Source organism: Serratia plymuthica NBRC 102599, from assembly GCF_001590925.1.
GTDB classification, from domain to species: Bacteria; Pseudomonadota; Gammaproteobacteria; order Enterobacterales; family Enterobacteriaceae; genus Serratia; species Serratia plymuthica.
Window position 1 is genome coordinate 179834 of record NZ_BCTU01000005.1, and the last position, 24173, is coordinate 204006.

Genomic DNA, 24173 nt, shown 5'->3' on the forward strand with positions numbered 1-24173 from the left:
AAAGGGGGTGGCGTTTCCGCTACCCCTGATTTTCGTTATTGTCCGCTCAACACGCGCGCCGGATCGATACGGCTGGCGCGCCTGGCCGGATACCAACTGGCCAACAGGCTGAGCACCAATGCGGTCGCCAATACAATCACTACGTCCAGCCAGTGCAGCTCGGAAGGCAGGAAGTCGATGAAGTAGATATCTCCCGACAGGAACGAGTGCCCCATCAGTTTTTCCAATCCTTTGATGATGTTGGTCAACTGCAGCGAAGCTATCACCCCGACCACCACGCCGCTGACGCTGCCCACCAGCCCGGCCAGCAGGCCGTACCAGATAAATATCGCACGGATAAAACCGTCTTTGGCGCCCAAAGTGCGCAGCACGGCGATATCGCCGCTCTTGTCCTTCACCGCCATCACCAGCGTGGAGACAATGTTGAAACAGGCAACGCCAATCACCAGCACCATCGCCAGATACATAATGGCGCGGATCATCTGGATATCGCGGTACATGTAGCCGTAGGTGCCGATCCAGCTCTTGATGTAGACGTAGGAATTGGTGACTTCGCCCGCGTCGCGCACCAGTTTGTTGGCGGCAAACACGTCATTAACTTTAATCGCGATACCGGTCACGCTGTCGCCCATATCCAGATACTGCTGGGCATCGGCCAGCGGCACCATCGCCAGGCTGTGGTCCAGTTGGCCGCTCAGTTGCAGAATGCCGGTCACATGCAGACGGATGCGTTTGGGCTGCAACAGCTTCATTTGCGGATCGCTGTTGGGGATCATTACCGTGACGTAGGAGCCTTGCTTCACGCCCAACGCATCGGCCACGCCCTTGCCGAGGATCACCTGCTGCTCACCGCTTTTGAAGTTGGCCCAGGCATCGCCCTGCACGTATTTAGGCAGTGCACTGAGCTGGCTTTCCTGCTGCGGATCGACCCCTTTAACGCCCACCGCCCGCAGTTGCGCACCGTTTTCCATCAGGCCGGTAAAGTTGATATAGGGGGCGGCAGCCAGGATACCCGGCACCTTTTCTACCCGCTGCAAGATTGACGACCAGTCTTTGAACGGCTGTTTCACCGGTTCAATCTCGCCGTGAGGCACTACCGCCAAAATACGGTTTTTCAGCTCGCGTTCGAAGCCGTTCATCGCACTCAGCCCGACGATCAACACCGCCACGCCCAGCGCAATGCCAATGGTGGAGATCACCGAAATCAGCGACACCATGCCGCCGCGCTTGCGGCCCCGGCTAAAGCGCAGCGCCGTCAAAAGGGAAAGTGACGCACCCGCCATTACTCGGCTCCCATCAGGGTCAGTTGAGCCTGCAGGTGGCCGTCGGCCATTTCCAGCTGGCGGCTGAGGCGCTTGGCCAGTTGCAAGTCATGGGTCACCACCAGGAAGGCGGTGCCCTGACGCACGTTCAGCTCACCGAGCAGATCAAAGATGCTGTCGGCGGTGCGCTTGTCGAGATTACCGGTCGGTTCGTCCGCCAGTACCAGCGACGGGTTGTTCACCAACGCACGGGCGATCGCCACGCGTTGACGCTCGCCGCCGGACAGCTCCGAAGGCCGGTGTTTGCTGCGTTTTTCCAGCCCGACCGCCGTCAGCATTTCCAGCGCCTTGTCCTGCGCCTGAGCCGGTTTCATGCCGCCGATCAACAGCGGCATGGCGGCGTTTTCCAACGCGGTGAAGTCCGGCAACAGGTGATGGAACTGATAGATAAAGCCCAACTGACGGTTGCGCAGTTCAGCCTTGGCCGCCGACGACAGGGTATTCAGCGACTGGCCTTTGTAGATCACTTCGCCGGAGGTTGGCGAATCCAGACCGCCCAGCAGGTGCAACAGGGTGCTTTTACCGGAACCCGAGCTGCCGACAATCGCCATCATCTCACCCGGCTGCATGGCAAAGCTGACATTACGCAGTACGTCGGTATGCAGATTGCCTTCCTGATAGGTCTTGCACAGGTTTTCGCACTGCAGCAAAAGATGGTTACTCATAACGTAAAGCCTCAGCGGGTTGTACGGCGGCAGCGCGCCATGAAGGGTAAAGCGTGGACAACAGGGATACCGCCATCGCCGCCACGGCGATAATCGTCACCTGCAGCGGATCGACCGCCACCGGCAGCGACGCGCCGTCAATCAATGCGCCGAGGATCGGCATCAGGTTATTCAGGTTGGTGGCCAGCAGCACGCCCAGCAGCGTGCCGAGCAGCGAACCGATAATGCCGGCGCTGGCGCCCTGCACCATAAACACCGACATGATCTGCCGGCGGGTCAGGCCCTGGGTTTGCAGAATGGCGACTTCGCCCTGCTTCTCCATCACCAGCAGGCCAAGCGAAGTAATAATGTTAAACGCCGCCACCGCCACGATCAGGCTGAGCAGCAGCCCCATCATGTTTTTCTCCATGCGTACCGCCTGGAACAGCTCGCCCTTGCGTTCACGCCAGTCTTTCCATTGCGCCCCTTGCGGCAGTTTCTGCTGGCTGAGGGTATCGACCGTCAGCGGCTGTTGCAGGAACAGACGCCAGCCGGTGATATTGCCGGCCGGGTAGCGCATCAGGCGGGAAGCGTCTTGCTGATTGACCAGCATCTGGGTGCCGTCCACTTCACTGTTGGCGTGGAAGGTGCCGATAATAGTAAACAGGCGCTGGCTGGGAATGCGGCCCATCGGCGTGAACTGGCTGGCGCTCGGCACCATCACCCGCAGCTGGTCGCCGCGTTTGACGCCCAATTGCCCGGCAAGCTGTTCGCCGATGATGATATTGTACTGGCCCGGCTGCAACTGTTGCTGTTTGACGTTAACCAGATACTGCGTCAGCGGATCGGCTTCGTCCGGGTTCACCCCGAGCATCACGCCGACCGCCACGCTGCGGGCGCTTTGCAGCACCACGTCGCCGGTAGTCAGCGGCGCAACGCGGCTGACGCCCTGCAATCCCTGCGCCATCGAGGCCGGGATCTGCTGGGGATTGATCGACCCCTGCGGGCTGGTGATCAACGCCTGAGGCATCAGGCCAAGGATGTTGTTTTCCAGATCTTTTTCAAAACCGTTCATCACCGACAAAACGGTGACCAACGCCATGACCCCCAGCGTAATGCCGATGGTGGACAGCCAGGAGACAAACCGCCCGAAGCGGTCTGAGGCTCGCCCGCGCATGTAGCGCAGGCCAATGAATAACGCGACAGGTTGATACATGAAATCCGTTTTGTTGCCGTAGCTTAAGCAAAGTGATCAAGGATAATAAAGGCTATACCTCGTTTAGGGAACCACCCAGACGCCTTTTATTCCGCCTATTGCGCATTGCGCCGCAGCATCTGCCCCAGAGCTTTGCGTAAGGATGCTGCAGGCTGCACCCGTTTCAACCGGGGCGAATGTATTCGCTCCCCCACGGGTTCTGTCAGGAACAGCGTTGAACGCTGCAGCCTGAAAGACGGCAAGTCGTTAACCGGCATCCCGCTTTAACAGGTTATAAACCGACACCCGTGAAATGCCCAACGCCTCCGCCGCCATGGTGGCGGCCCCGCGCAGTTGCAGATAGCCCTGCTGCTTCAATAACTGGATCACTTGATAACGTTGCTCTGAAGAGAGCGCGCGCGGCTGGGTAGCGTGCGACGCCGCAAAGTTGTTGATCACGGCGGCGATATCCGACAGAGAACGGGCCCCCTCCGCCGCCGGCTGCGGCGCACTCTGCACTACCGCGGTCAGTTGTTGCAGAATGGCGTTGACACTGTTGAAGATTGAGACGTCCAGATTGAGGCAGATGGCCGCCACATAGGTGCCTTCACTGTTGCGCAGACCGATCGACGTGCTCTTGGCCGGGCGCCCGTCCGGGAAGGCATTGGCGTAATTTTGTACCACGTCCGGAAAGTCCGGCGAGGCAATGCGCTCCAGCCCCATTTCACTGGCGGCGTCACCAATGCTGCGGTTCGACAGATTATTGGCGATGGCGACGATAGCATGCTCCGGCTGTGTCAGATCGTGCAATACCACTTCGCAACTGGGGGCAAACATCATGCCCAGCGCCTGGACAATTTTTTCCGCTTCGCGCAGCAATAGCGCATTTTCCTGCCTGAGATCGCTCATTGGCTTAACCGTTTGACAAAAACTTTACAAAGAGTAAATTAAAAATCCCGGACAATCAATCCCCCCTTCATCCATGCGAGGTCGCCATGAGTTCAACGCCCCACTGTATCACCGCCGCCGATATCTCTGCCGCCGCAGAAATTCTGGCCGGACATGCCCTCCGCACGCCGGTCATGACGTCGCATCAGGCCGACAACCTCACAGGCGCACAACTGTTCTTCAAATGCGAGAACTTCCAGCGCGTCGGGGCTTTTAAGTTCCGCGGGGCGTACAACGCGATCGCGCAACTGAGCGAGGCGCAGCGCAAGGCCGGAGTAATTGCCTTTTCCTCCGGTAACCACGCGCAGGCAATGGCGCTGGCGGCGCGGGAGCTGGGCGTCAACGTCACCATAGTCATGCCGAACGACGCGCCGGAAACCAAGCTGGCGGCGACACGCGGCTACGGGGCCAACGTGGTGATTTACCAACGCCACAGCGAGAACCGCGAAGAGATTACCCAGCGCCTGGCCGCAGAGCATGGCCTGGCGATCGTCCCTCCCTATGATTACCCGCAGGTGATGGCCGGCCAAGGCACCGCCACCAAAGAGCTGATAGAAGAGGTCGGCCCGCTGGACGTGTTGCTGGTGTCTACCGGCGGCGGCGGCCTGCTTTCCGGCAGTGCGATAGCGGCCCGCCACTGGTCGCCGGGCTGCCGGGTGTACGGCGTGGAGCCGCAGGCAGGCAACGACGTGCAGCAGGCTTTTCGCAACGGGCAACCGGTGCGCATTCCGGTGCCGAAAACCATCGCCGATGGCGCGCAAACTCAGCAGGTGGGCACACTCACCTTCCCGATCATCCAGCAGTACGTAGAGGATATTCTGACGGTCACCGACGCGCAGCTGTGCCGGCAAATGCGCTTTTTTATGGAACGGATGAAAATGGTGGTCGAACCCACAGGGTGCCTGGCCGCAGCGGCGGCAATGAATTCGCTGCTGGATTTGCGCGGTAAAAAAGTCGGGGTGATTGTCAGCGGTGGCAATGTCGATGTGGATAAAATCGCGCAATACTTCGCGATGGGCGCGCAAGAATAATACCTTCGGTGGGTTAACGTTCCCCCAGCCGCCCCGTTCGCCCAAACCCGAGAGGGCGCACGCCATGCTGCGCCCGCATTGGCCATAAATGCCACCAGCGGCGCTGCAACTTGAAAGACGACGGATATGGCGCTTTTACCTATGTCAGTTTGCTGGCCAGTGGGCTAGTATTACCGGGTAAAGGCGCTTTGTTATTTGTGCCAGGGCGAAATTTAACACATTGATTAAAGATACCTTAATGAGCACCTCCGATAACCGTAACCGTTCTGCATCGTCATCCTCCCGTTATTCCCTGCCCGATCGCGCAGGCGATTTGCGCCAGTTGGGGCAACTAACCGGCGCGGCCTGCGCCGTGGAGTGCGCCGAGATCGTCGAACGTCATAACGGGCCGGTGATGCTGATCGCCCCGGACATGCAGAACGCCCTGCGACTGCGCGACGAAATCCAGCAGTTTACCGATCAAATGGTGACCACGCTGCCCGACTGGGAAACCCTGCCCTACGACAGCTTCTCGCCTCACCAGGAGATTATCTCCGCCCGTCTGTCGAGCCTGTACCACCTGCCGACCATGGTGCGCGGCGTCATCATTCTGCCGGTCAATACCCTGATGCAGCGCGTCTGTCCGCACGAATTCCTGCACGGCCACGCGCTGGTGATGAAAAAGGGCCAGCGCCTGTCGCGCGAAAAACTGCGCGCCCAGTTGGAACAAGCCGGCTACCGCAGCGTCGATCAGGTGATGGAGCACGGCGAGTTCGCCACCCGCGGCGCGCTGCTCGATCTGTACCCGATGGGCAGCGAAGAGCCTTACCGCATCGATTTCTTCGACGATGAAATCGACAGCCTGCGCATCTTCGACGTCGACACCCAGCGCACGCTGAGCGAAGTCGAAGCCATCAACCTGCTGCCGGCCCATGAATTCCCGACCGACAAAACCGCCATCGAGCTGTTCCGCAGCCAGTGGCGCGAGCAGTTTGAGGTGCGCCGCGACGCCGAACATATTTACCAGCAGGTGAGCAAAGGCACCTGGCCGGCCGGCATCGAATACTGGCAACCGCTGTTTTTCAGCCAGCCGCTGCCGTCGCTGTTCAGCTACCTGCCGGCCAACACGCTGATCGTCAATACCGGCAACCTGGAGAGCGCCGCCGAGCGCTTCTGGCTGGACGTTAACCAGCGTTACGAAAGCCGCCGCGTCGATCCGATGCGCCCGCTGCTGGCACCGGACAGCCTGTGGCTGCGGGTTGACGCGCTGTTTGGCGAATTGAAAGCCTGGCCGCGCATGGCACTCAAAACCGAAGCGCTGCCGGCCAAAGCCGGCAACACCAATCTGGACTATCGCGCGCTGCCGGACCTGGCGGTGCAAGCCCAGAATAAAGCGCCGCTGGACCAGTTGCGCCGCTTTATAGAAAGCTTTGACGGCAGCGTGATTTTCTCGGTCGAGAGCGAGGGCCGCCGCGAAACGCTGCAAGACCTGCTCGGCCGCATCAAACTCGGCACGTCATTGATTCAACATCTCGATCAGGCCGAACCGGCCGGTCGCTATATGATGGTCGGCGCCTCGGAACGCGGTTTCCTCGACGGCATGCGCAACCGGGCGCTGATCTGCGAAAGCGACCTGCTCGGCGAACGCGTCAGCCGCCGCCGGCAGGACAATCGCCGCACCATCAATACCGATACCCTGATCCGCAACCTGGCGGAGCTGCACCCCGGCCAGCCGGTGGTGCATCTGGAGCACGGCGTCGGGCGTTACGTTGGCCTGACGACGCTGGAAGCCGGCGGCATCAAGGCCGAATACCTGATCCTGTCCTACTCCGGTGAAGACAAACTCTATGTGCCTGTTTCTTCGCTGCACCTGATCAGCCGCTATGCCGGTGGCGCAGATGAAAACGCGCCGCTGCACAAGCTGGGCGGTGACGCCTGGACACGCGCGCGGCAGAAAGCTGCGGAACGGGTGCGGGACGTGGCGGCCGAGCTGCTGGATATTTACGCCCAGCGCGCCGCCAAATCCGGCTTCGCCTTCAAACACAACCGCGAACAGTATCAGCTGTTCTGTCAAAGCTTCCCGTTTGAAACCACCCCAGACCAGGAACAGGCAATCAACGCCGTGCTGAGCGACATGTGCCAGCCGCTGGCGATGGACAGGCTGGTGTGCGGCGACGTCGGCTTCGGCAAAACCGAAGTGGCGATGCGCGCGGCCTTCCTGGCGGTGGAAAACGGCAAGCAGGTGGCGGTGCTGGTGCCCACTACGCTGTTGGCGCAGCAGCACTTCGACAACTTCCGCGATCGCTTCGCCACCTGGCCGATTCGCATCGAGATGATGTCGCGTTTCCGCAGCGCCAAAGAGCAGCAACAGATCATGGACGACGCCGTCGACGGCAAAGTGGACATTATTATCGGCACCCACAAACTGTTGCAGAGCGATCTGCGCTGGAAAGATCTGGGGCTGCTGATCGTCGATGAAGAACACCGTTTCGGCGTGCGCCACAAAGAACGCATCAAGGCGATGCGCGCCGATGTGGATATCCTGACGCTAACCGCCACGCCGATCCCGCGTACGCTGAATATGGCGATGAGCGGCATGCGCGACCTGTCGATTATCGCGACCCCGCCGGCCCGCCGCCTGGCGGTGAAAACCTTCGTGCGCGAGTACGACAGCCTGGTGGTTCGCGAGGCGATCCTGCGTGAAGTGCTGCGCGGCGGCCAGGTTTACTATCTGTACAACGACGTGGAGAACATCGAGAAGGCCGCGGAGAAACTGGCTGAGCTGGTGCCGGAAGCGCGTATCGCCATTGGCCACGGCCAGATGCGCGAGCGCGATCTGGAACGGGTGATGAACGATTTCCACCACCAGCGTTTTAACGTGCTGGTCTGTACCACCATTATCGAAACCGGCATCGATATTCCTAGCGCCAATACCATTATCATCGAGCGCGCCGATCGCTTCGGGCTGGCGCAGTTGCATCAGTTGCGTGGCCGCGTAGGCCGTTCGCACCATCAGGCCTACGCCTATCTGCTGACACCGAATCCAAAGGCCATGAGCACCGACGCGCACAAACGGCTGGAAGCCATCGCTTCGCTCGAAGATCTCGGCGCAGGCTTTGCATTGGCCACCCACGATCTGGAGATCCGCGGCGCGGGCGAGCTGCTGGGTGAAGATCAAAGCGGGCAGATGACCACCGTCGGCTTCTCGCTGTACATGGAGCTGCTGGAAAGCGCGGTCGACGCATTGAAAAACGGGCGCGAGCCGTCGCTGGAAGATCTCACCAGCAACCAAACCGAAGTGGAGCTGCGCATGCCGGCCCTGCTGCCGGACGATTTTATCCCGGACGTGAACACCCGTCTGTCGTTCTATAAACGCATCGCCAGCGCGAAAAACGACGGCGAACTGGAAGAACTGAAGGTAGAGCTGATTGACCGCTTCGGCCTGCTGCCGGATCCGGCGCGCAACCTGTTGCAAAGCGCGGCGCTGCGCCAACATGCGCAGAAACTGGGGATTAAGCGCATAGAGGGGAACGAGCGCGGCGGGTTTATCGAGTTTGGCGAGAAGAATCGGGTCGATCCGGGTTACCTGATTGGCCTGCTACAGAGCAATCCGCAAATTTATCGCCTGGATGGGCCGACCAAGCTGAAGTTCATGCTGGACCTGACCGATCGTCAAAAGCGCCTGAAGTTCACCGAGGAGCTCTTGGCCGCATTCCGCGAGCATACGTTGGCGGCCTGACTGTCGGCACCGGCGGCAGCTATATTGCCCGGCTGCGGTTCTAAGTTATCGCCAAGCTGTCTATCCCGTTTTTTCAGTTCGGGATACTCTGTCCGCAGCCAAGATTAACGGGGGTAGCCATGAATACTGATGATGAGTTGCGTGCGCTCAGCGAACAGGAAGCCACGCTGACCTTTAGCCATTTTGACCATGCAACCGCCTGGGAACTGGGCACGGCGCTGAAGACCGCCGCAGAGCAGCGGCGTTTGAGTATCGCCATCGAAATCCAGTTGGCCGGGCAAACGCTGTTCTATTACGCGATGCCTGGCACCACGCCGGACATCGCCGACTGGGTGCGGCGCAAACGCAACGTGGTGAATCACTTTCACAAAAGCTCTTACGCTATCGGCCTGCGCTTGCAACAGCGGCAGGCGACGCTGGAGGAGCGCTATGGCCTGAGCGTGCGTGACTACTCGGTGCACGGCGGCGCTTTTCCCATCAATCTGGCGGGCATAGGCTGCATCGGCACCCTGAGCATCTCCGGCTCACCGCAGTTGGAGGACCATAACCTGCTGGTCGGCACGCTGGCACATTTTCTCGGTTTATCCCTGCCCTCGGTGCATTAAGTGGTAAAAGTCTCTTTATATTTACCAGACCGGCCGCCTTACCCGCGGCCGGTCTGGTTTTCCCGCTTACCCCACCCAACCAAAATAGCGTAACTCCGATTTTCTGCGTCCGTTTGATGTATATCTAGGAATCGCCGCTGCAACTGGCGTAGTCTGTCTATCAGCTATTCGAGACGGACCTTACCTGGCCCGCCATTCCGTTCTCTTTTATAGACTTGGTCCGCACCTTAGATGAAAACGCATGAAATTAACGGCATCCGGCCGTTCAGCGCGCTGATTGACGCCTGCTGGCGAGAACCCTATTCCCTGCAACGCCTGCTTAAAGACGCCATCGCCGGCGTCACCGTCGGCATTATCGCCATCCCGCTGGCGATGGCGTTGGCGATCGCCAGCGGCGTGCCCCCCCAGTACGGACTTTACACTTCGGCAGTCGCCGGCATCGTCATCGCCATCGGCGGCGGTTCGCGCTACAGCGTCTCCGGCCCCACCGCTGCCTTTGTGGTGATCCTCTACCCGGTATCGCAGCAGTTCGGCCTTTCCGGCCTGCTGATCGCTACCCTGCTTTCCGGCGTGTTTCTGGTGATTATGGGGTTGGCTCGCTTCGGCCGGCTGATTGAATATATTCCCCTGTCCGTCACGCTAGGCTTTACTTCCGGGATCGCCATCACCATCGCCACCCTGCAAGTGAAGGATTTCTTCGGTCTGCAACTGGCAGTGATGCCGGAAAATTATGTCGGCAAGGTTTACGCCCTGTTGCAGGCGCTGCCGACGCTGGATATCGGCGATACCTTGATCGGCGCGGTCACGCTGCTGATACTGGTGCTCTGGCCGAAGCTCGGCGTGCGGGTGCCCGGCCACCTGCCCGCGCTGCTGGCGGGGATGGCGGTCATGGGCATTTTGGCGCTGTTTGACCATCAGGTGGCGACCATCGGTTCCCGTTTCAGTTACCTGCTGGCCGATGGCAGCCGCGGGCACGGCATCCCGCCGATCTTGCCGCAACTGATGCTGCCGTGGGATCTGCCTGCCGCTGACGGCAAGCCGATGCCGCTGAGCTGGCAGACCCTCTCCGCCCTGCTGCCGGCGGCGTTTTCCATGGCGATGCTGGGCGCGATTGAATCGCTGCTGTGCGCGGTGGTGCTGGACGGCATGACCGGCAAAAAACACAACTCCAACACCGAACTTATCGGCCAGGGCGCGGGCAATCTCATCGCGCCGTTTTTTGGCGGCATTACCGCCACCGCCGCCATCGCCCGTTCGGCGGCCAACGTGCGCGCCGGCGCTACCTCGCCGGTGGCCGCCATCATCCATGCGCTGCTGGTGCTGCTGGCGTTGCTGGTGCTGGCGCCGTGGCTATCCTGGTTGCCGTTGTCGGCGATGGCGGCGCTGTTGCTGATGGTGGCCTGGAACATGAGTGAAGCGCACAAGGTGGTTTATCTGCTGCGCCGAGCGCCGAAGGACGACATTCTGGTGATGTTGCTGTGCATGTCGCTGACGGTGCTGTTCGATATGGTGATCGCCATTACCGTGGGCATAGTGCTGGCCTCGCTGCTGTTTATGCGCCGCATTGCGCGCATGACCCGGTTGAGCGAACTGAGTGCCGAAAACGGCCGCCTGGTGCTGAGAGTGAACGGCCCGCTGTTCTTCGCCGCCGCCGAGCGCATTTTTAATGAATTGCTGGCGCGCAGTGAAAATTATGACGTGATTGTGCTGCAATGGGACGCGGTGCCGGTGCTGGACGCCGGGGGCTTAACCGCCCTGCAACGTTTTATTGAGGCCTTGCCCGCAGGCAAGCAGTTGGCGATCACCGATATTCCGTTCCAGCCGTTGAAAACGCTGGCGCGGGCGCGGGTGCAACCGATCGAGGGAAAATTGCATTTCTATTCAACGCTGCCGGAAGCGCTGGCGGCGCTGGACGCTTAAAAAAGCAAAAGCCCGACGAGTCGGGCTTTTTTAGACGCGGAAACCGGCTTAGTTGCTGGTATCCAGTTCTGGGAAGCTCTTCACCAGATCGTCGATGGCTTTCATCTGCACCAGGAACGGCTCCAGCTTGTCCAGCGGCAACGCGGATGGGCCGTCGCACTTGGCACTGTTCGGCTCCGGGTGCGCTTCGATGAACAGACCGGCCAGACCTACCGCCATACCGGCGCGCGCCAGTTCGGCAACCTGCGCACGACGACCGCCGGAAGCGGCGCCAAACGGGTCACGGGTCTGCAGGGCGTGGGTAACGTCGAAGATCACCGGGTGGCCACCGGTCACGTTCTTCATCACGTTGATGCCGAGCATGTCGACCACCAGGTTATCGTAGCCAAAGTTGCTGCCGCGATCGCACAGGATCACCTGATCGTTACCGCCTTCCTTGAACTTGTCGACGATGTTGCCCATTTGGCCTGGGCTGACGAACTGTGGCTTCTTGACGTTGATCACCGCGCCGGTTTTCGCCATAGCTTCAACCAGATCGGTCTGGCGCGCCAGGAAGGCCGGCAGTTGGATAACATCAACCACTTCGGATACCGGCTGCGCCTGTGACGCTTCGTGCACGTCGGTGATGATTTTCACGCCGAAGGTTTTTTTGATTTCTTCGAAGATTCTCATCCCCTCTTCCAGACCCGGACCACGGTACGAGTGAATGGAAGAACGGTTGGCTTTATCAAAAGAGGCTTTGAAAACGTAAGGAATGCCCAGTTTTTGCGTCACGGTGACGTAGTGCTCGCAGATGCTCATCGCCAAATCGCGCGATTCCAGCACGTTCATCCCGCCAAACAGCACAAACGGCAGATCGTTCGCTACGTTGATGTCGCCAATGCTAACTACTTTCTGTTTCATGCTTTCGCCTTTGTTGATGTTATACCCGTCGCCTTCCAGGCCGCGGCTTGAAATTCACCGGGTATTTTAAATGAATTAATGCAGCGTAACCTGTTTAGGTTCAATCGAGTGGATCTGCACTTTGATCACTTCGCTGACCGGATCTTCAGGACACTGTTCGACAAAATAGTTGAGATCGGAAATCGCGATATGGTTGCATTCCAACTGGGCGTAGATCAGCCCACGGTCGCGGATCTCGTAAGGATCGTCCGGATCGAAGCACAGCACCGTTTCGCTGGCGCGCAGGGCCAATTCCATCTGTTTTTCTTCCATCAGGGAGGCTTTCAGCGTATCCAGCATTTTACGCACCACCATGACGTTTTCTGATTCATCGAGATCGTCGTCTTCCAGCTCAGCGCCCAGACCCAGATTGCCCTTGATCCACACTTCCAACTGATGCTCGTTCAGCGTTTCGCCGTTCAGCGGGTTGATCAACCACATTTCTTCATCCAGCCAGTCTGCACGCAGGATCAGTTGGGTGGGGAAAATAACCGGCAACAGCGGCAAATCGAGATGATGGGCGATATGCAGGAAAATGGTGCCGAGCGAGACCGGCGTACCCTGACGCCCCTCCAGCACCTTGTCGAGCCAGATAGCGTCGGACAGGCGATACACGCCGCCTGCACCGCCAAAACCCCAGGTTTTGAAGAACAGCTCAATGAGTGCGTCAAGTTGCTGTTCCTGGTTGAGATCCTGCGGCATGGCCGCGCGCGCGTCGTCGACCAGCTGTTGCAGCTTGCGTTCGACTTCGGCGACGGGGAAATCACGCCGCACCGACTGCGATACCAGGATTACGCCCTCGCTCAGCAGCGAGGTGTTAAATTCAAAATCAGCAATGCTACTCATAAGTATCCCATCAGAAAGGGTAATTTCGTCGTGGCAAGTTTAATTATCAGGTACAGACAGCCCAACGCCAGCACAAACGCCAAAGTGCGCAGGTTCTGGCTTTTGGTCTTCTTGCCCAATGCGACGTAGCCAAGCAGGATATAGATAATAACGCCAAACAGCTTCTCGGTCAGCCATGAGTCCATGCCCAGCAGCGGATAAAGCTTGAACATCACCACCAGCGCAATGCCGCTGGCGAACAACACCGTATCATTAACGTGCGGCGTTATCTTCACCCAGCGCTTGTTCAGCATGGCCGAATTGCGCCACTTCCAGAAAAAACGCGAGACAAACAAGGCAATACTGAGGGCGACCGTCAACAGATGCAGATTTTTTAACGCCGTGTAGACTGCCATATCGCTTCCTTTTTATTCGCTGTGTGCTTCGTTATTGTTGGTTTTCAGTTACTGCGGCCATTGGCCAAACGTCACGCGATCGTTATCGCCGTAGTCACGGCGGGTAGCGACCGAAATAAAACCGGCAGCCTGCAGCAGCGCGCGTACGCTTTCCCCCTGCTGCCAGCCATGTTCAAGCAACAGCCAACCCTGTGACTGCAGATAATGCGGTGCCTGCTGCACAATGGCGGCCAAATCCGCCAGCCCGTGCCGTTGCGCCACCAGCGCGCTGCTTGGCTCGAAACGCACATCCCCTTGCGCCAGATGCGGATCAGCGGCGTCGATATAAGGCGGATTACTGGCGATCAGGGCGAAAGTTTGGCCGGCCAGCGGTTCGAACCAACTGCCTTGCAAGAACTGCGCGTTACCTATTGTCAGCTTCTGCGCGTTATGCTGCGCCAGCGCCACCGCTTCCGGCTGTAAATCAACGCCGGTCACCGCGCAATCCGGGCGTTCGCTGGCCAGCGCCAATGCAATGGCGCCGGTGCCGGTGCCCAGATCGAGGATAGTGCAGGGAGAAGGCGGCAAGCGCTCCAGCGCCAGTTCCACCAGGCATTCGGTGTCCGGACGCGGGATCAGGGTTGCGGGTGATACCGACAGCGGCAGCGACCAAAACTCGCGCTCGCCAATCAAATAAGCCACAGGTTCGCCGCGTTCGCGGCGCGCCAGCAGCCTTTCCAACTGTTCTTGTTCCTGCGGCGTCAACACGGTTTCACCAAACGCCATCAGGAAAGTCCTGGCCCTGCCGGTCACGAAGCCCAGCAGGATCTCGGCATCACGTCGGGCGCTTTCGCTCTGCGTCAGCCGCGCACTTGCCGCCTTCAGCCAGGATTGATAATCCATTACTCAAGCTCTGCGGACAGCGCAGCGAGCTGATCGGCCTGATATTCCTGCACGATCGGCTGAATCAGCATGTCCAGCTTGCCTTCCATCACCTCGTCCAGACGGTAAATCGTCAGGTTGATGCGGTGATCGGTCACCCTTCCCTGCGGGAAGTTGTAGGTACGGTTACGGTCGGAACGATCGCCGCTGCCCAACAGGTTGCGGCGGGTTGACGCCTCTTCCTGCTGGCGCTTGGCCATTTCGGCAGCACGGATGCGTGCGCCCAGCACCGACATCGCCTTGGCTTTGTTCTTGTGCTGCGAACGTTCGTCCTGACACTCCACCACAATGCCGGTCGGCAAGTGGGTGATACGGATCGCCGAATCTGTGGTGTTGACGTGCTGGCCGCCGGCACCGGAGGAGCGGAAGGTATCGATTTTTAAATCGCCCGCATTGATCTCCGGCAATTCGGCTTCCGGCACTTCCGGCATCACCGCCACGGTGCAGGCGGAGGTATGAATACGCCCCTGCGACTCGGTTTCGGGTACGCGCTGCACGCGGTGGCCGCCGGATTCAAATTTCAGTTGGCCGTAGACGCCGTCGCCGGAGACCTTGGCAATCACTTCTTTATAACCGCCATGTTCGCCTTCGTTAGCGCTCATGATCTCGACGCGCCAGCGGCGCGTTTCAGCATAGCGGCTGTACATGCGGAACAGGTCGCCGGCGAAGATCGCCGCTTCGTCACCGCCGGTACCGGCGCGCACTTCCAGGAAGATACCGCGTTCGTCGTCCGGGTCTTTCGGCAGCAGCAACACTTGCAGCTGCTGTTCAAGTTCTTCCGTCGCCGCCTTGGCCTGCTTCATCTCTTCCTGCGCCATCTCGCGCATTTCAGGATCGTCCAGCATCATTTCTGCGGTAGCCAGATCCTCTTGCACCTGACGCCATTCCAGGAAACAACGGCTGACATCGGTCAGTTGCGAGTATTCGCGCGACAGGGCGCGGAACCGATCCTGCTCGGCAATAACGCCGGCATCGCCGAGCAGCGCCTGCACTTCTTCATGGCGCTCTTGTAACGCTTCCAGTTTGGCAACAATAGAAGGCTTCATGCGTGGTATTAAACCCTGTTAAAAGAGAAAACTAATGCTGATCCAGCCCGAGGCTGTCGCGTAATAATTGCAACCGCTCCACGTCGCCATCGCCGGCGGCCTGCTGGAGGGATTTGGTAGGGGCATGAATAAGGCGGTTGGTCAGCCGGTGGGCCAGTTCGTGGATAACCTGTTCTACGTCCGCGCCTTGCGCGATGGCGGCCAGCGCTTTGGCTTCCATTTCGGCGCGGATCTGGTCGGCCTGCGAGCGATAGTCGCGAATGGTTTCCACCGCGCCCTGCGAGCGCAGCCAGGCCATAAAATTGGTGCTTTCCTGCTGAACGATCGTTTCCGCCTGCACCGCCGCGGCTTTGCGCTGCGCCAGGTTGCTTTGAATGATGGCGTGCAGATCGTCCACGCTATACAGATAAGCATTCGCCAGCTTACCCACTTCCGGCTCGATATCGCGCGGCACGGCAATATCCACCAGCAGCATCGGCTGGTTGCGACGCGCTTTCAGGGCACGCTCCACCATCCCTTTACCGATGATCGGCAGCGGGCTGGCGGTAGAACTGATGATGATGTCGGCATCCGCCAGACGTTCGTCGATTTCCGGCAACGTGATCACTTCAGCGCCGACTTCGTCTGCCAGCAACTGGGCGCGTTCGCGGGTACGGTTGGCGATAATCATATGCCGCACTTTATGCTCGCGCAGATGGCGCGCCACCAATTCAATGGTTTCGCCGGCGCCGACCAGCAGCACGTTCAGATCGGCTAGCGACTCGAAGATTTGGCGCGCCAGCGTACAGGCGGCGAAGGCCACGGAAACTGCGCTGGCGCCGATTTCAGTTTCGGTGCGCACGCGTTTGGCGACGGAGAAGGATTTTTGGAACAGACGTTCAAGCTCGCCGGAAAGCGACTGGCCGCGTTGCGACTCGGCGAAGGCTTTTTTCACCTGCCCGAGGATTTGCGGTTCGCCCAATACCAACGAATCCAGCCCGCTGGCTACGCGCATCAGATGGCTCACGGCGTCGTTGCCGTGGTGCCAGTACAGGCTTTTGCTCACTTCTTCCGGGCGCAGGTGATGGTATTCACACAGCCAGGCTACCAGCTGTTCGTGAAGGTGTTCCTGTTGCTCCACACTGAGATAAAGCTCGGTGCGGTTACACGTAGACAACACCACACCGCCCTGCACCAACGGTTGTTGGAGCAAGCTGGTCAGCGCCTGATCGATAGACTCTGGGGAGAAGGTCACCCTTTCACGCAGAGAAACCGGAGCGGTTTTGTGATTTATACCTAACGCCAGCAGGGTCATTGCTTCGAGTAATACTTCTGTTGGTACGGGTTCTCGTTGAACGGCATTCTACTTGATGCGCGGGATCAATAAAAGTAACAACCGCATCTTCCGTTCAATCACTGATATAGCCGAAACCAATCAATGAATAATAATAAATTCAAAAAGTTAAATTATATCCAGATCAATAAGCATCCTAAATTTTAGTTTGAAACGCGACGATCCGCACAGTATTCATCAATAAGTTATCCTGATTGAACGCTTAAGGTCGCCCAAATAGTAAGCAGAGCTCTCTTTATCGCCGGTTAGGGTGCCGGCATGCTGCGCCGGCACCTTAAAGCTGCCGCGGCTTATTTGGCTGCGGAGACTCCGTCGAACCTTACGTCGCTACAGCTGAAAAAGGTTTCTCTCGCTGGGTCCTGCCGTTCCCACTGCACATACAACAGTGTTTGCTTCCCGTCGGCACGATCGGCCGGGATCTTGACGTCAATCTGGTAGACGCCGGCATATTTGACATGGTTGCCTTTAGCCGGCGGCGGAACTATCACTTTAGTCACCTCAAGCGGTGTCAGATCGCTCCATTTCAACTTATCCGTGGCGGCATTGAAACTCGGCTTGGCAAGCGACACCGTCCACTTGCTCGGCTCATGCACCTGGGTGGCGTCGAAGTACAGCGTAGCCTGGCCGTCTTTTACCGAGACGCTGCTCACCTGCCAGTCGGCATGCGGCTGGTCGATGCCTTCAAACTTGGCGATGCCCGCCGAGCAAAGCTGGTCATCGGGGACCTTGTCTGACGGATGCTGGGTACCTTGCAGGTTTTGCGAGTAGGCGGGCCATTCGGTAAACATCTGGCGGCGTTCCCAAATAGGAATAGTCTCCGCTTTGTACAAAAAGGCATTTCTGCAGGCCGCATTAGGCATGTTCGAACCATCATCCGGGTGGTTGTAACCGCCGTCCTGTTCACAAATCACCTGACGCGCCTTGGGAATCAAGGTAGCGCCATGCTTTGGCCCGATCGCTTTCGGTTCGGTATTCTCGGCGGCATGCGCCGGCATCGTTAATGCAAACAGCATTCCTGCCAACAGAGAAAAACGCTTTTTCATACGAAATACCTTATTTCATTATGTGTAGGGGTTGAGATGCCCGCATCGCCTGCGTGACGCAGATGATGCGCAGCAGGATAGCCCTGCTATCCATTTGGCTTTACCAGCATAGACATCCCCTCAGTAAGTTGCATAAATAAAATTAATCAATTTTCGCTAATCATCGAATGAAACACACCTAAATACGCCAATATCATTCATTAAACATTAATTTAATTGCTAATATATGCTGTTTTGGCATAACGCCGCAGTGGGCTGCAACCGAAGATATTCTCGCGGCCAGCACAGCACGACCGGGCGATTGTGTTAATCTTATGGCAACCCAAAGCTCAGCCGCCCGGCCGTCAAAGCGCCTGTTATCGCCGTAAAAAGACGGTGATATTCAGAACGGGGCGTGTTGACGCTATCGCGTTCCCCCGCTAGCGTGAACGCTGAAAAAAGATTTCGCTGCGCATGCCCGCAAGGACAAAAGGACAAGAGAAAGTTATGCCAATCCGCAAAGTTAGTTTGCTACGTCTGATCCCGCTGGCCAGCCTGGTGCTGGCCGCCTGTACCACCACCAAGCCAAGCGGCCCGGCGACCAGCCCAACCTCACCGCAGTGGCGCGCTCACGAGCAAGCGGTGCAACAGCTCGGGCAATATCAGACCCGTGGCTCTTTCGCCTATCTGTCAGACCAGAAAAAAGTCTATGCGCGCTTCTTCTGGCAGCAATATTCACCGGAACGTTACCGCCTGCTGCTGACCAACCCGCTTGGCAGCACCGAACTTGACCTGAACGTACAGCAAAACGTGGTGCAGTTGACGGACAACCAGGGCAAACGCTATGTCAGCGACAACGCCGAAGAAATGATCCGCAAACTGACCGGCATGGCGATCCCGCTGGATAACCTGCGTCAGTGGATGCTCGGCCTGCCGGGCGAGGCCAATGATTTCACGTTGGATGACCAGTACCGCCTGAGCAAACTGACTTATCGGCAAGGCAGCCAGACCTGGACCGTGGATTACCAGGATTACAACAGCGATCTCAAGCCGCAGCTGCCAAGCCGCCTGGAACTGAAACAGGGCGATCAACGCATCAAACTGAAAATGGATAACTGGACCCTCAAATGATCCGCCAGTGGCCATCTCCCGCTAAACTTAATTTGTTTTTGTACATTACCGGCCGGCGCGAAGACGGCTACCACCTGCTGCAGACGCTGTTCCAGTTTCTGGATTACGGCGATACGCTGACCCTCGACGTGCGGCAGGATGACCGCATCCGCCTGCTGACGCCGGTCGATGGCGTGCCGGACGAGCAAAACCTGATTGTCCGCGCCGCCCGCTTGTTGCAACAGCATTGCGATAGCCACGGGCTCAAAACACTCCCGCGCGGCGCCGATATCAGTATCGATAAGCGCCTGCCGATGGGCGGAGGGCTGGGCGGCGGCTCGTCCAACGCCGCCACCGTGCTGGTAGCGCTGAATGAGCTGTGGCACTGCGGGCTGAGCGACGAGCAGTTGGCGGAGCTGGGGTTGACCCTGGGTGCCGACGTTCCGGTCTTTGTGCGCGGCCATGCGGCGTTTGCCGAAGGCATCGGCGAACGGTTGCAGCCGGCAAATCCGGCGGAAAAGTGGTATTTGGTGGCGCATCCGGGCGTCAGCATCCCTACCCCGGTTATTTTTGGCGACGCGGAATTAAAAAGAGACACCCCGGTTCGCCCGTTAAATGTGCTGTTGCAGGCAACTTACGCAAATGATTGCGAACCAATAGCAAGAAAACGTTTTCGCGAGGTTGAACAGCTTCTTTCTTGGCTGTTAGAATACGCGCCGTCACGCCTGACTGGCACAGGTGCATGTGTGTTTGCTGAATTCGACACAGAAATCGCCGCCCGTCAGGTGTTAAATCAAGCTCCGGAGTGGTTGTGTGGTTTTGTAGCGCGTGGCGTTAACGTCTCTCCACTACATCGCATCCGTTCCGGGCAGATTGAACCGTAGTTCTCGTTTCGCTGCGCAGGGTCATGCACACCTGGCCCTGTAATCCCTGCGCCGCTGCGGTTTCAAGTTAGTTTTTTACACACCCGTATGATATTGCGCCGGCATCGTTAACTGCCCCTTATCGAAGGCCGTACGACAATATCTTCTCTGGACGCATGCCTGAGGTTCTTCTCGTGCCTGATATGAAGCTTTTTGCTGGTAACGCCACCCCGGAACTAGCACAACGTATTGCCAACCGTTTGTACACCAGCCTTGGTGACGCCGCTGTAGGTCGTTTTAGCGACGGCGAAGTGAGCGTGCAAATCAACGAAAATGTACGCGGCGGTGATATTTTCATCATCCAGTCCACCTGTGCCCCTACCAACGACAACCTGATGGAACTGGTTGTTATGGTAGATGCCCTGCGTCGCGCCTCCGCAGGTCGTATTACTGCTGTTATCCCTTACTTCGGTTATGCCCGCCAGGATCGCCGCGTGCGTTCTGCGCGTGTGCCAATCACGGCCAAGGTTGTCGCCGATTTCCTCTCCAGCGTAGGGGTTGACCGCGTATTGACGGTGGATCTGCATGCTGAACAGATTCAAGGCTTCTTCGATGTTCCGGTAGATAACGTGTTCGGTAGCCCGATCCTGCTGGAAGACATGCTGCAACAGAATCTGGTGAACCCAATCGTGGTTTCCCCGGACATCGGCGGCGTAGTGCGCGCCCGCGCTATCGCCAAACTGCTCAACGATACCGATATGGCTATCATCGATAAACGCCGCCCGCGTGCGAACGTTTCTCAGGTGATGCACATCATTGGTGACGTGGCAGGCCGTGACTGCGTGCTGGTTGACGACATGATCGACACCGGCGGTACCTTATGTAAAGCGGCTGAAGCGTTGAAAGAACGCGGTGCCAAGCGCGTATTTGCCTACGCGACGCACCCGATCTTCTCCGGTAACGCCGTTGAAAACATCAGGAACTCGGTGATTGATGAAGTGATCGTCTGCGACACCATTCCGTTGTCTGCAGAAATCAAGGCACTGAAAAACGTACGTACTCTGACGCTGTCAGGCATGCTGGCTGAAGCCATCCGCCGTATCAGCAATGAAGAGTCAATCTCTGCGATGTTCGAGCATTAATTCGTTCCCTTTCGGTGCGGTGTCCTGCCGTACCGGAAGAGCCTATTGCCCGGCAGCAGAAAAAGAAAAACCCGTTGGTGCGCAAGCAGCAACGGGTTTTCTACTCGTAGTCAAACATGACCTTAGACCTGAGTGCGCGGCAGATCTCCTTTGCCGTAATGCCGCTCCCTTTCGTTTTTTTAATCAATGCGACGAACGATGCTGATCGTTGCGGCAGCGTTTATCGAAGTGTTTTACCCACCAGTAACGATCGGCAACCTGCTCGCGACCGCCGAGACGGGCACCGACCAGCCACAACAACGCACCCACGAAAATACTCATGATGGCGCCATGGGCGAAAAGTTGCGGTAAATCGAGCTGCGATACTTCAGCAAGAATGTTGTATCCGACGCCGCCGATCATCACGACCAGCCCCAGCCCCATAAAAAAGTTGCCCATTCTGCACGCGTTTCTACGTTTCATTTGTCACCTCCATTGCGCTTTATGCCAACCGGGATAACTCAGCAAAGGGTTAACCCACTTTGATAAATTAAGTATAGCCCCTGGTCCGACAAGGGGTTTGCGGAGACGATCACAAATGGTAAAGAAAACGTGACAAATCTTTACCTTATCCTGCTTGTTAGCCGACAAATTGAATTGTTTTTCTAATGAATTATTCAATTTTCAGTCTATCGCTGAATCAATACTCGGGGCTGGGCATCAGGATTTTGTCATTCGCGGCGGCGGCAGGTAGACTAATGCCCTTTCCATTATCTCGATCATAGCGAATTTCCCAGTGAGCAGTATTAAATTGATAGTCGGCCTGGCGAATCCGGGCGCTGAATATGCCCAGACGCGGCACAACGCCGGCGCCTGGTACGTAGATTTGCTGGCCCAGCGCCATAACCAGCAGTTGAAGGAAGAGAGCAAGTTCTTCGGCTACACCGCACGGCTGAACCTGGCGGGTAACGATGTGCGCCTGCTGGTACCGACCACCTTTATGAACCTGAGCGGCAAAGCGGTGCTGGCGATGGCCAGTTTCTACCGCATTGAGCCGGACGAAATCCTGGTGGCGCATGACGAGCTGGATATCCCGCCGGGCGTCGCCAAAATCAAACTCGGCGGCGGTAATGGCGGCCACAACGGGCTGAAGGATATTCAGAACAAGTTCGGCAATAACCCGAACTTCTACCGTTTGCGCATTGGCATTGGCCATCCGGGCGATAAAAACAAGGTCGTAGGATTTGTGCTCGGCAAGCCACCGGCCAGCGAGCAAAAAATGATTGATGAAGCGATAGATGAAGCCGCCCGCTGCACCGAAGTTCTGATGACTGACGGGCTGGAGAAAACCGTTCGCCGCCTGCACAGCTTCAAGGCGCAGGCCTGATGGTTGCCGCAGCGGGCATACCGCCCGCTGCTAGCGGCGTTACGTCCGTATCTTAAAGGTTTCTTCGCCGACGTTACTGTCATCGGTCTGATACCCTTCTTCTGCCACATAATATTGCGGGTCATCCAGCTCATGGCTGCAAAACGGGCCGGCCCGTTTCAGCAGCCGCACGCAATCGCCGCTCAGATGGCGCAAGCGGATGGATTTGCCCGCCGCCAGATAACGCGCCGTCAGCTTGTCGATCGCCTCCACCCCACTGGAATCCATCACCCGGGTGCCGGCAAAATCCAGCACCACGTTTTCCGGATCGTTTTTCGGTTCAAACAGGTCGGCAAACGCCGCCGTGGAACCAAAGAACAGCGGGCCGTCGAGTTGATACACCGCCACATTGCCCTCCACCTGGCGCTGACGAACGCGGATGCGCGCCTGCTGCCAGGCAAATACCAGCGCCGAGATAATCACTCCGCTGATTACCGCCACCGCCAGATCGGTAAAGATGGTGATCAGGGTAACCAGCAACATCACCAGCGCATCCATCTTCGGCATGCGGCGCAGACGGCGCAGCGAACTCCATTCAAAGGTGTTGTAACAGACCACCAGCATGACCCCGGCCAGCGCCGCCACCGGCAGCAGGCCGATATAGCCCGACAGGCTGACCACAAACAAGATTAATAGCAATGCACCCACTACGCCGGAAATACGCCCGCGGCCGCCGGAGGTGAAGTTGATGATCGACTGCCCAATCATCGCGCAACCGGCAAAACAGCCAAACAGGCCGCAAATCGTGTTGCCTGCCCCCTGAGCGATGCTCTCGCGGTTGCCGTTGCCCTTCTTGCCGCCCATTTCGTCGAGCACCGTCATGGTCAATAGTGATTCAATCAGGCCGACCAGGGCGATCACCAACGCGTACGGCAGCACCACTTTCAGCATTTCCAGGCTGAACGGCGCCATCGGCAAGCTGAAATGCGGCAAGGCACCGGAAATATCCGCCAGATCGCCGACCCGCAGCGTATGCAGATTGAACCCGATCGCCAATGCGGAAACCAGGATCAGCGCCGCCAGCGAAGCCGGGATCACGCGCGTCAGCCGGGGGAAGAACACCACTACCAGGATCGCCAACGCCACCAGCCCGTACATCAGCGGCCCCTGCCCGGCAATCATATGCAGTTGCGCCAGCATGATGACAATCGCCAGGCCGTTAACAAAACCGTGTATGGCGGGCAGCGGCACCAGCCGAATAAATTTGCCCAGCCGAAACACGCCGATCAGGATTTGGATAATGCCGGCGAAAATCGTCGCCCACAGCACGTATCCCATGCCGTGCTGCGCCGCGAGGCTCATCAGCACCACCACGATCGAACCGGCAGCACCCGACACCATACCCGGCTTGCCGCCGAACAGCGCCGTCACCAGGCCGATAATAAAAGCGGTGTGCAGCCCGACGATCGGGGAAAGCCCGGCGACCAGCGAAAAGCCGACCGCTTCCGGGATCATCGATACCGCCACCACAAAGCCCGCCAGGACCTCGTTCTTGACGTCCGACAGCCTGATCTTGCTCAGGTTAAACATGAATTATTCGCTTCTGACAGATAAAAATACATCCCCGCAGAACGGGAACCAGAGCCGCATGGCGCGGCAAAACGCGGCAGAGAGAGGCAACTCAGGGTGGACTGGGCAAGAAGGACATCCGGCGCGTTTCCTGTAGGTTAATCAGAAGCGCAGTATGTGTAAATGTGATCCAAATCTCAATGCAAAGCGGCCCCGCCGCCGCATTTTCCTCCCCTATACAGCCAGATCGAGAAAA

The 24173-nt window shown here is 58.1% G+C and carries 21 protein-coding genes; 8 read left to right on the forward strand and 13 right to left on the reverse strand.

What is annotated here, in order from left to right:
• Positions 1 to 35: 35 nt before the first annotated feature.
• From lolE to SPL01S_RS04330, 4 genes are all read right to left on the reverse strand, one after another.
• Positions 36 to 1283, reverse strand: coding sequence for a lipoprotein-releasing ABC transporter permease subunit LolE (gene lolE, locus SPL01S_RS04315; protein WP_063197788.1), 1248 nt, complete (start codon positions 1281 to 1283; stop codon positions 36 to 38).
• Positions 1283 to 1987, reverse strand: a complete 705-nt coding sequence (gene lolD, locus SPL01S_RS04320; RefSeq protein ID WP_006324815.1) for a lipoprotein-releasing ABC transporter ATP-binding protein LolD — start codon at positions 1985 to 1987, stop codon at positions 1283 to 1285. Before lolD ends, lolE begins: the two co-directional genes overlap by 1 nt.
• Positions 1980 to 3182, reverse strand: a complete 1203-nt coding sequence (gene lolC / locus SPL01S_RS04325; protein WP_004943249.1) for a lipoprotein-releasing ABC transporter permease subunit LolC — start codon at positions 3180 to 3182, stop codon at positions 1980 to 1982. The genes lolD and lolC overlap by 8 nt, the downstream gene beginning before the upstream one ends.
• 246 nt (positions 3183 to 3428) lie before the next feature.
• A complete protein-coding gene (locus tag SPL01S_RS04330) occupies positions 3429 to 4070 on the reverse strand; it encodes a helix-turn-helix transcriptional regulator (protein ID WP_063197789.1) in 642 nt (213 codons plus the stop codon).
• Positions 4071 to 4156: 86 nt separating this feature from the next.
• On the opposite strand from SPL01S_RS04330, the gene SPL01S_RS04335 reads away from it, so the two are divergent.
• From SPL01S_RS04335 to dauA, 4 genes are all read left to right on the forward strand, one after another.
• Positions 4157 to 5140, forward strand: coding sequence for a threo-3-hydroxy-L-aspartate ammonia-lyase (locus SPL01S_RS04335; RefSeq protein WP_063197791.1), 984 nt, complete (start codon positions 4157 to 4159; stop codon positions 5138 to 5140).
• A gap of 238 nt (positions 5141 to 5378) precedes the next feature.
• A complete protein-coding gene (gene mfd, locus SPL01S_RS04340; protein WP_063197793.1) occupies positions 5379 to 8858 on the forward strand; it encodes a transcription-repair coupling factor in 3480 nt (1159 codons plus the stop codon).
• 119 nt (positions 8859 to 8977) lie between these two features.
• The gene (locus SPL01S_RS04345; RefSeq protein WP_004943239.1) at positions 8978 to 9463 is read left to right on the forward strand and encodes a heme-degrading domain-containing protein; all 486 of its coding nucleotides are present in this window, start codon (positions 8978 to 8980) and stop codon (positions 9461 to 9463) included.
• Positions 9464 to 9694: 231 nt separating this feature from the next.
• Positions 9695 to 11383, forward strand: a complete 1689-nt coding sequence (gene dauA / locus SPL01S_RS04350; RefSeq protein WP_063197795.1) for a C4-dicarboxylic acid transporter DauA — start codon at positions 9695 to 9697, stop codon at positions 11381 to 11383.
• 48 nt (positions 11384 to 11431) lie between these two features.
• On the opposite strand, the gene kdsA is transcribed toward dauA, so the two are convergent.
• The 7 genes from kdsA to SPL01S_RS04385 form a co-directional block, all read right to left on the reverse strand.
• Positions 11432 to 12286: a 3-deoxy-8-phosphooctulonate synthase gene (kdsA, locus tag SPL01S_RS04355; protein ID WP_004943235.1), complete on the reverse strand. Its 855-nt coding sequence runs from the start codon at positions 12284 to 12286 to the stop codon at positions 11432 to 11434.
• Positions 12287 to 12361: 75 nt separating this feature from the next.
• Positions 12362 to 13171, reverse strand: coding sequence for an invasion regulator SirB1 (sirB1, locus tag SPL01S_RS04360; protein WP_004943232.1), 810 nt, complete (start codon positions 13169 to 13171; stop codon positions 12362 to 12364).
• On the reverse strand, positions 13168 to 13566 hold the full coding sequence (locus SPL01S_RS04365) for a SirB2 family protein (protein WP_063197797.1): 399 nt from the start codon (positions 13564 to 13566) through the stop codon (positions 13168 to 13170). The genes sirB1 and SPL01S_RS04365 overlap by 4 nt, the downstream gene beginning before the upstream one ends.
• 48 nt (positions 13567 to 13614) lie before the next feature.
• Complete coding sequence (prmC, locus tag SPL01S_RS04370) at positions 13615 to 14448, reverse strand: peptide chain release factor N(5)-glutamine methyltransferase (protein WP_063197799.1); 834 nt, start codon at positions 14446 to 14448, stop codon at positions 13615 to 13617.
• Positions 14448 to 15533: a peptide chain release factor 1 gene (gene prfA / locus SPL01S_RS04375; RefSeq protein WP_004943225.1), complete on the reverse strand. Its 1086-nt coding sequence runs from the start codon at positions 15531 to 15533 to the stop codon at positions 14448 to 14450. The genes prmC and prfA overlap by 1 nt, the downstream gene beginning before the upstream one ends.
• 31 nt (positions 15534 to 15564) lie before the next feature.
• Complete coding sequence (hemA, locus tag SPL01S_RS04380) at positions 15565 to 16827, reverse strand: glutamyl-tRNA reductase (protein ID WP_006324808.1); 1263 nt, start codon at positions 16825 to 16827, stop codon at positions 15565 to 15567.
• A gap of 329 nt (positions 16828 to 17156) precedes the next feature.
• Complete coding sequence (locus SPL01S_RS04385; protein ID WP_063197801.1) at positions 17157 to 17909, reverse strand: lytic polysaccharide monooxygenase; 753 nt, start codon at positions 17907 to 17909, stop codon at positions 17157 to 17159.
• 486 nt (positions 17910 to 18395) lie between these two features.
• Between SPL01S_RS04385 and lolB the strand changes: the two genes are divergently transcribed.
• The 3 genes from lolB (at position 18396) to prs (ending at position 21003) form a co-directional block, all read left to right on the forward strand.
• Positions 18396 to 19019 (forward strand): lipoprotein insertase outer membrane protein LolB, encoded by a 624-nt coding sequence (gene lolB / locus SPL01S_RS04390; protein WP_062870538.1) that lies wholly within the window; start codon positions 18396 to 18398, stop codon positions 19017 to 19019.
• Positions 19016 to 19882 carry a 4-(cytidine 5'-diphospho)-2-C-methyl-D-erythritol kinase gene (gene ispE / locus SPL01S_RS04395; protein ID WP_062870537.1) on the forward strand — a complete coding sequence of 289 codons (867 nt, stop codon included), beginning with the start codon at positions 19016 to 19018 and terminating at the stop codon, positions 19880 to 19882. Before lolB ends, ispE begins: the two co-directional genes overlap by 4 nt.
• Positions 19883 to 20055: 173 nt before the next feature.
• Positions 20056 to 21003 (forward strand): ribose-phosphate diphosphokinase, encoded by a 948-nt coding sequence (prs, locus tag SPL01S_RS04400; RefSeq protein WP_004943207.1) that lies wholly within the window; start codon positions 20056 to 20058, stop codon positions 21001 to 21003.
• A gap of 183 nt (positions 21004 to 21186) precedes the next feature.
• Here the strand turns inward: prs and ychH are convergent, their stop codons facing one another.
• Positions 21187 to 21465: a stress-induced protein YchH gene (ychH, locus tag SPL01S_RS04405; RefSeq protein ID WP_004943205.1), complete on the reverse strand. Its 279-nt coding sequence runs from the start codon at positions 21463 to 21465 to the stop codon at positions 21187 to 21189.
• Positions 21466 to 21778: 313 nt separating this feature from the next.
• Here ychH and pth point away from each other — a divergent pair, with 313 nt between their 5' ends.
• A complete protein-coding gene (pth, locus tag SPL01S_RS04410) occupies positions 21779 to 22369 on the forward strand; it encodes an aminoacyl-tRNA hydrolase (RefSeq protein ID WP_004943204.1) in 591 nt (196 codons plus the stop codon).
• Positions 22370 to 22408: 39 nt separating this feature from the next.
• On the opposite strand, the gene SPL01S_RS04415 is transcribed toward pth, so the two are convergent.
• Positions 22409 to 23938, reverse strand: coding sequence for a SulP family inorganic anion transporter (locus SPL01S_RS04415; RefSeq protein ID WP_063197803.1), 1530 nt, complete (start codon positions 23936 to 23938; stop codon positions 22409 to 22411).
• Positions 23939 to 24173 lie beyond the last annotated feature (235 nt).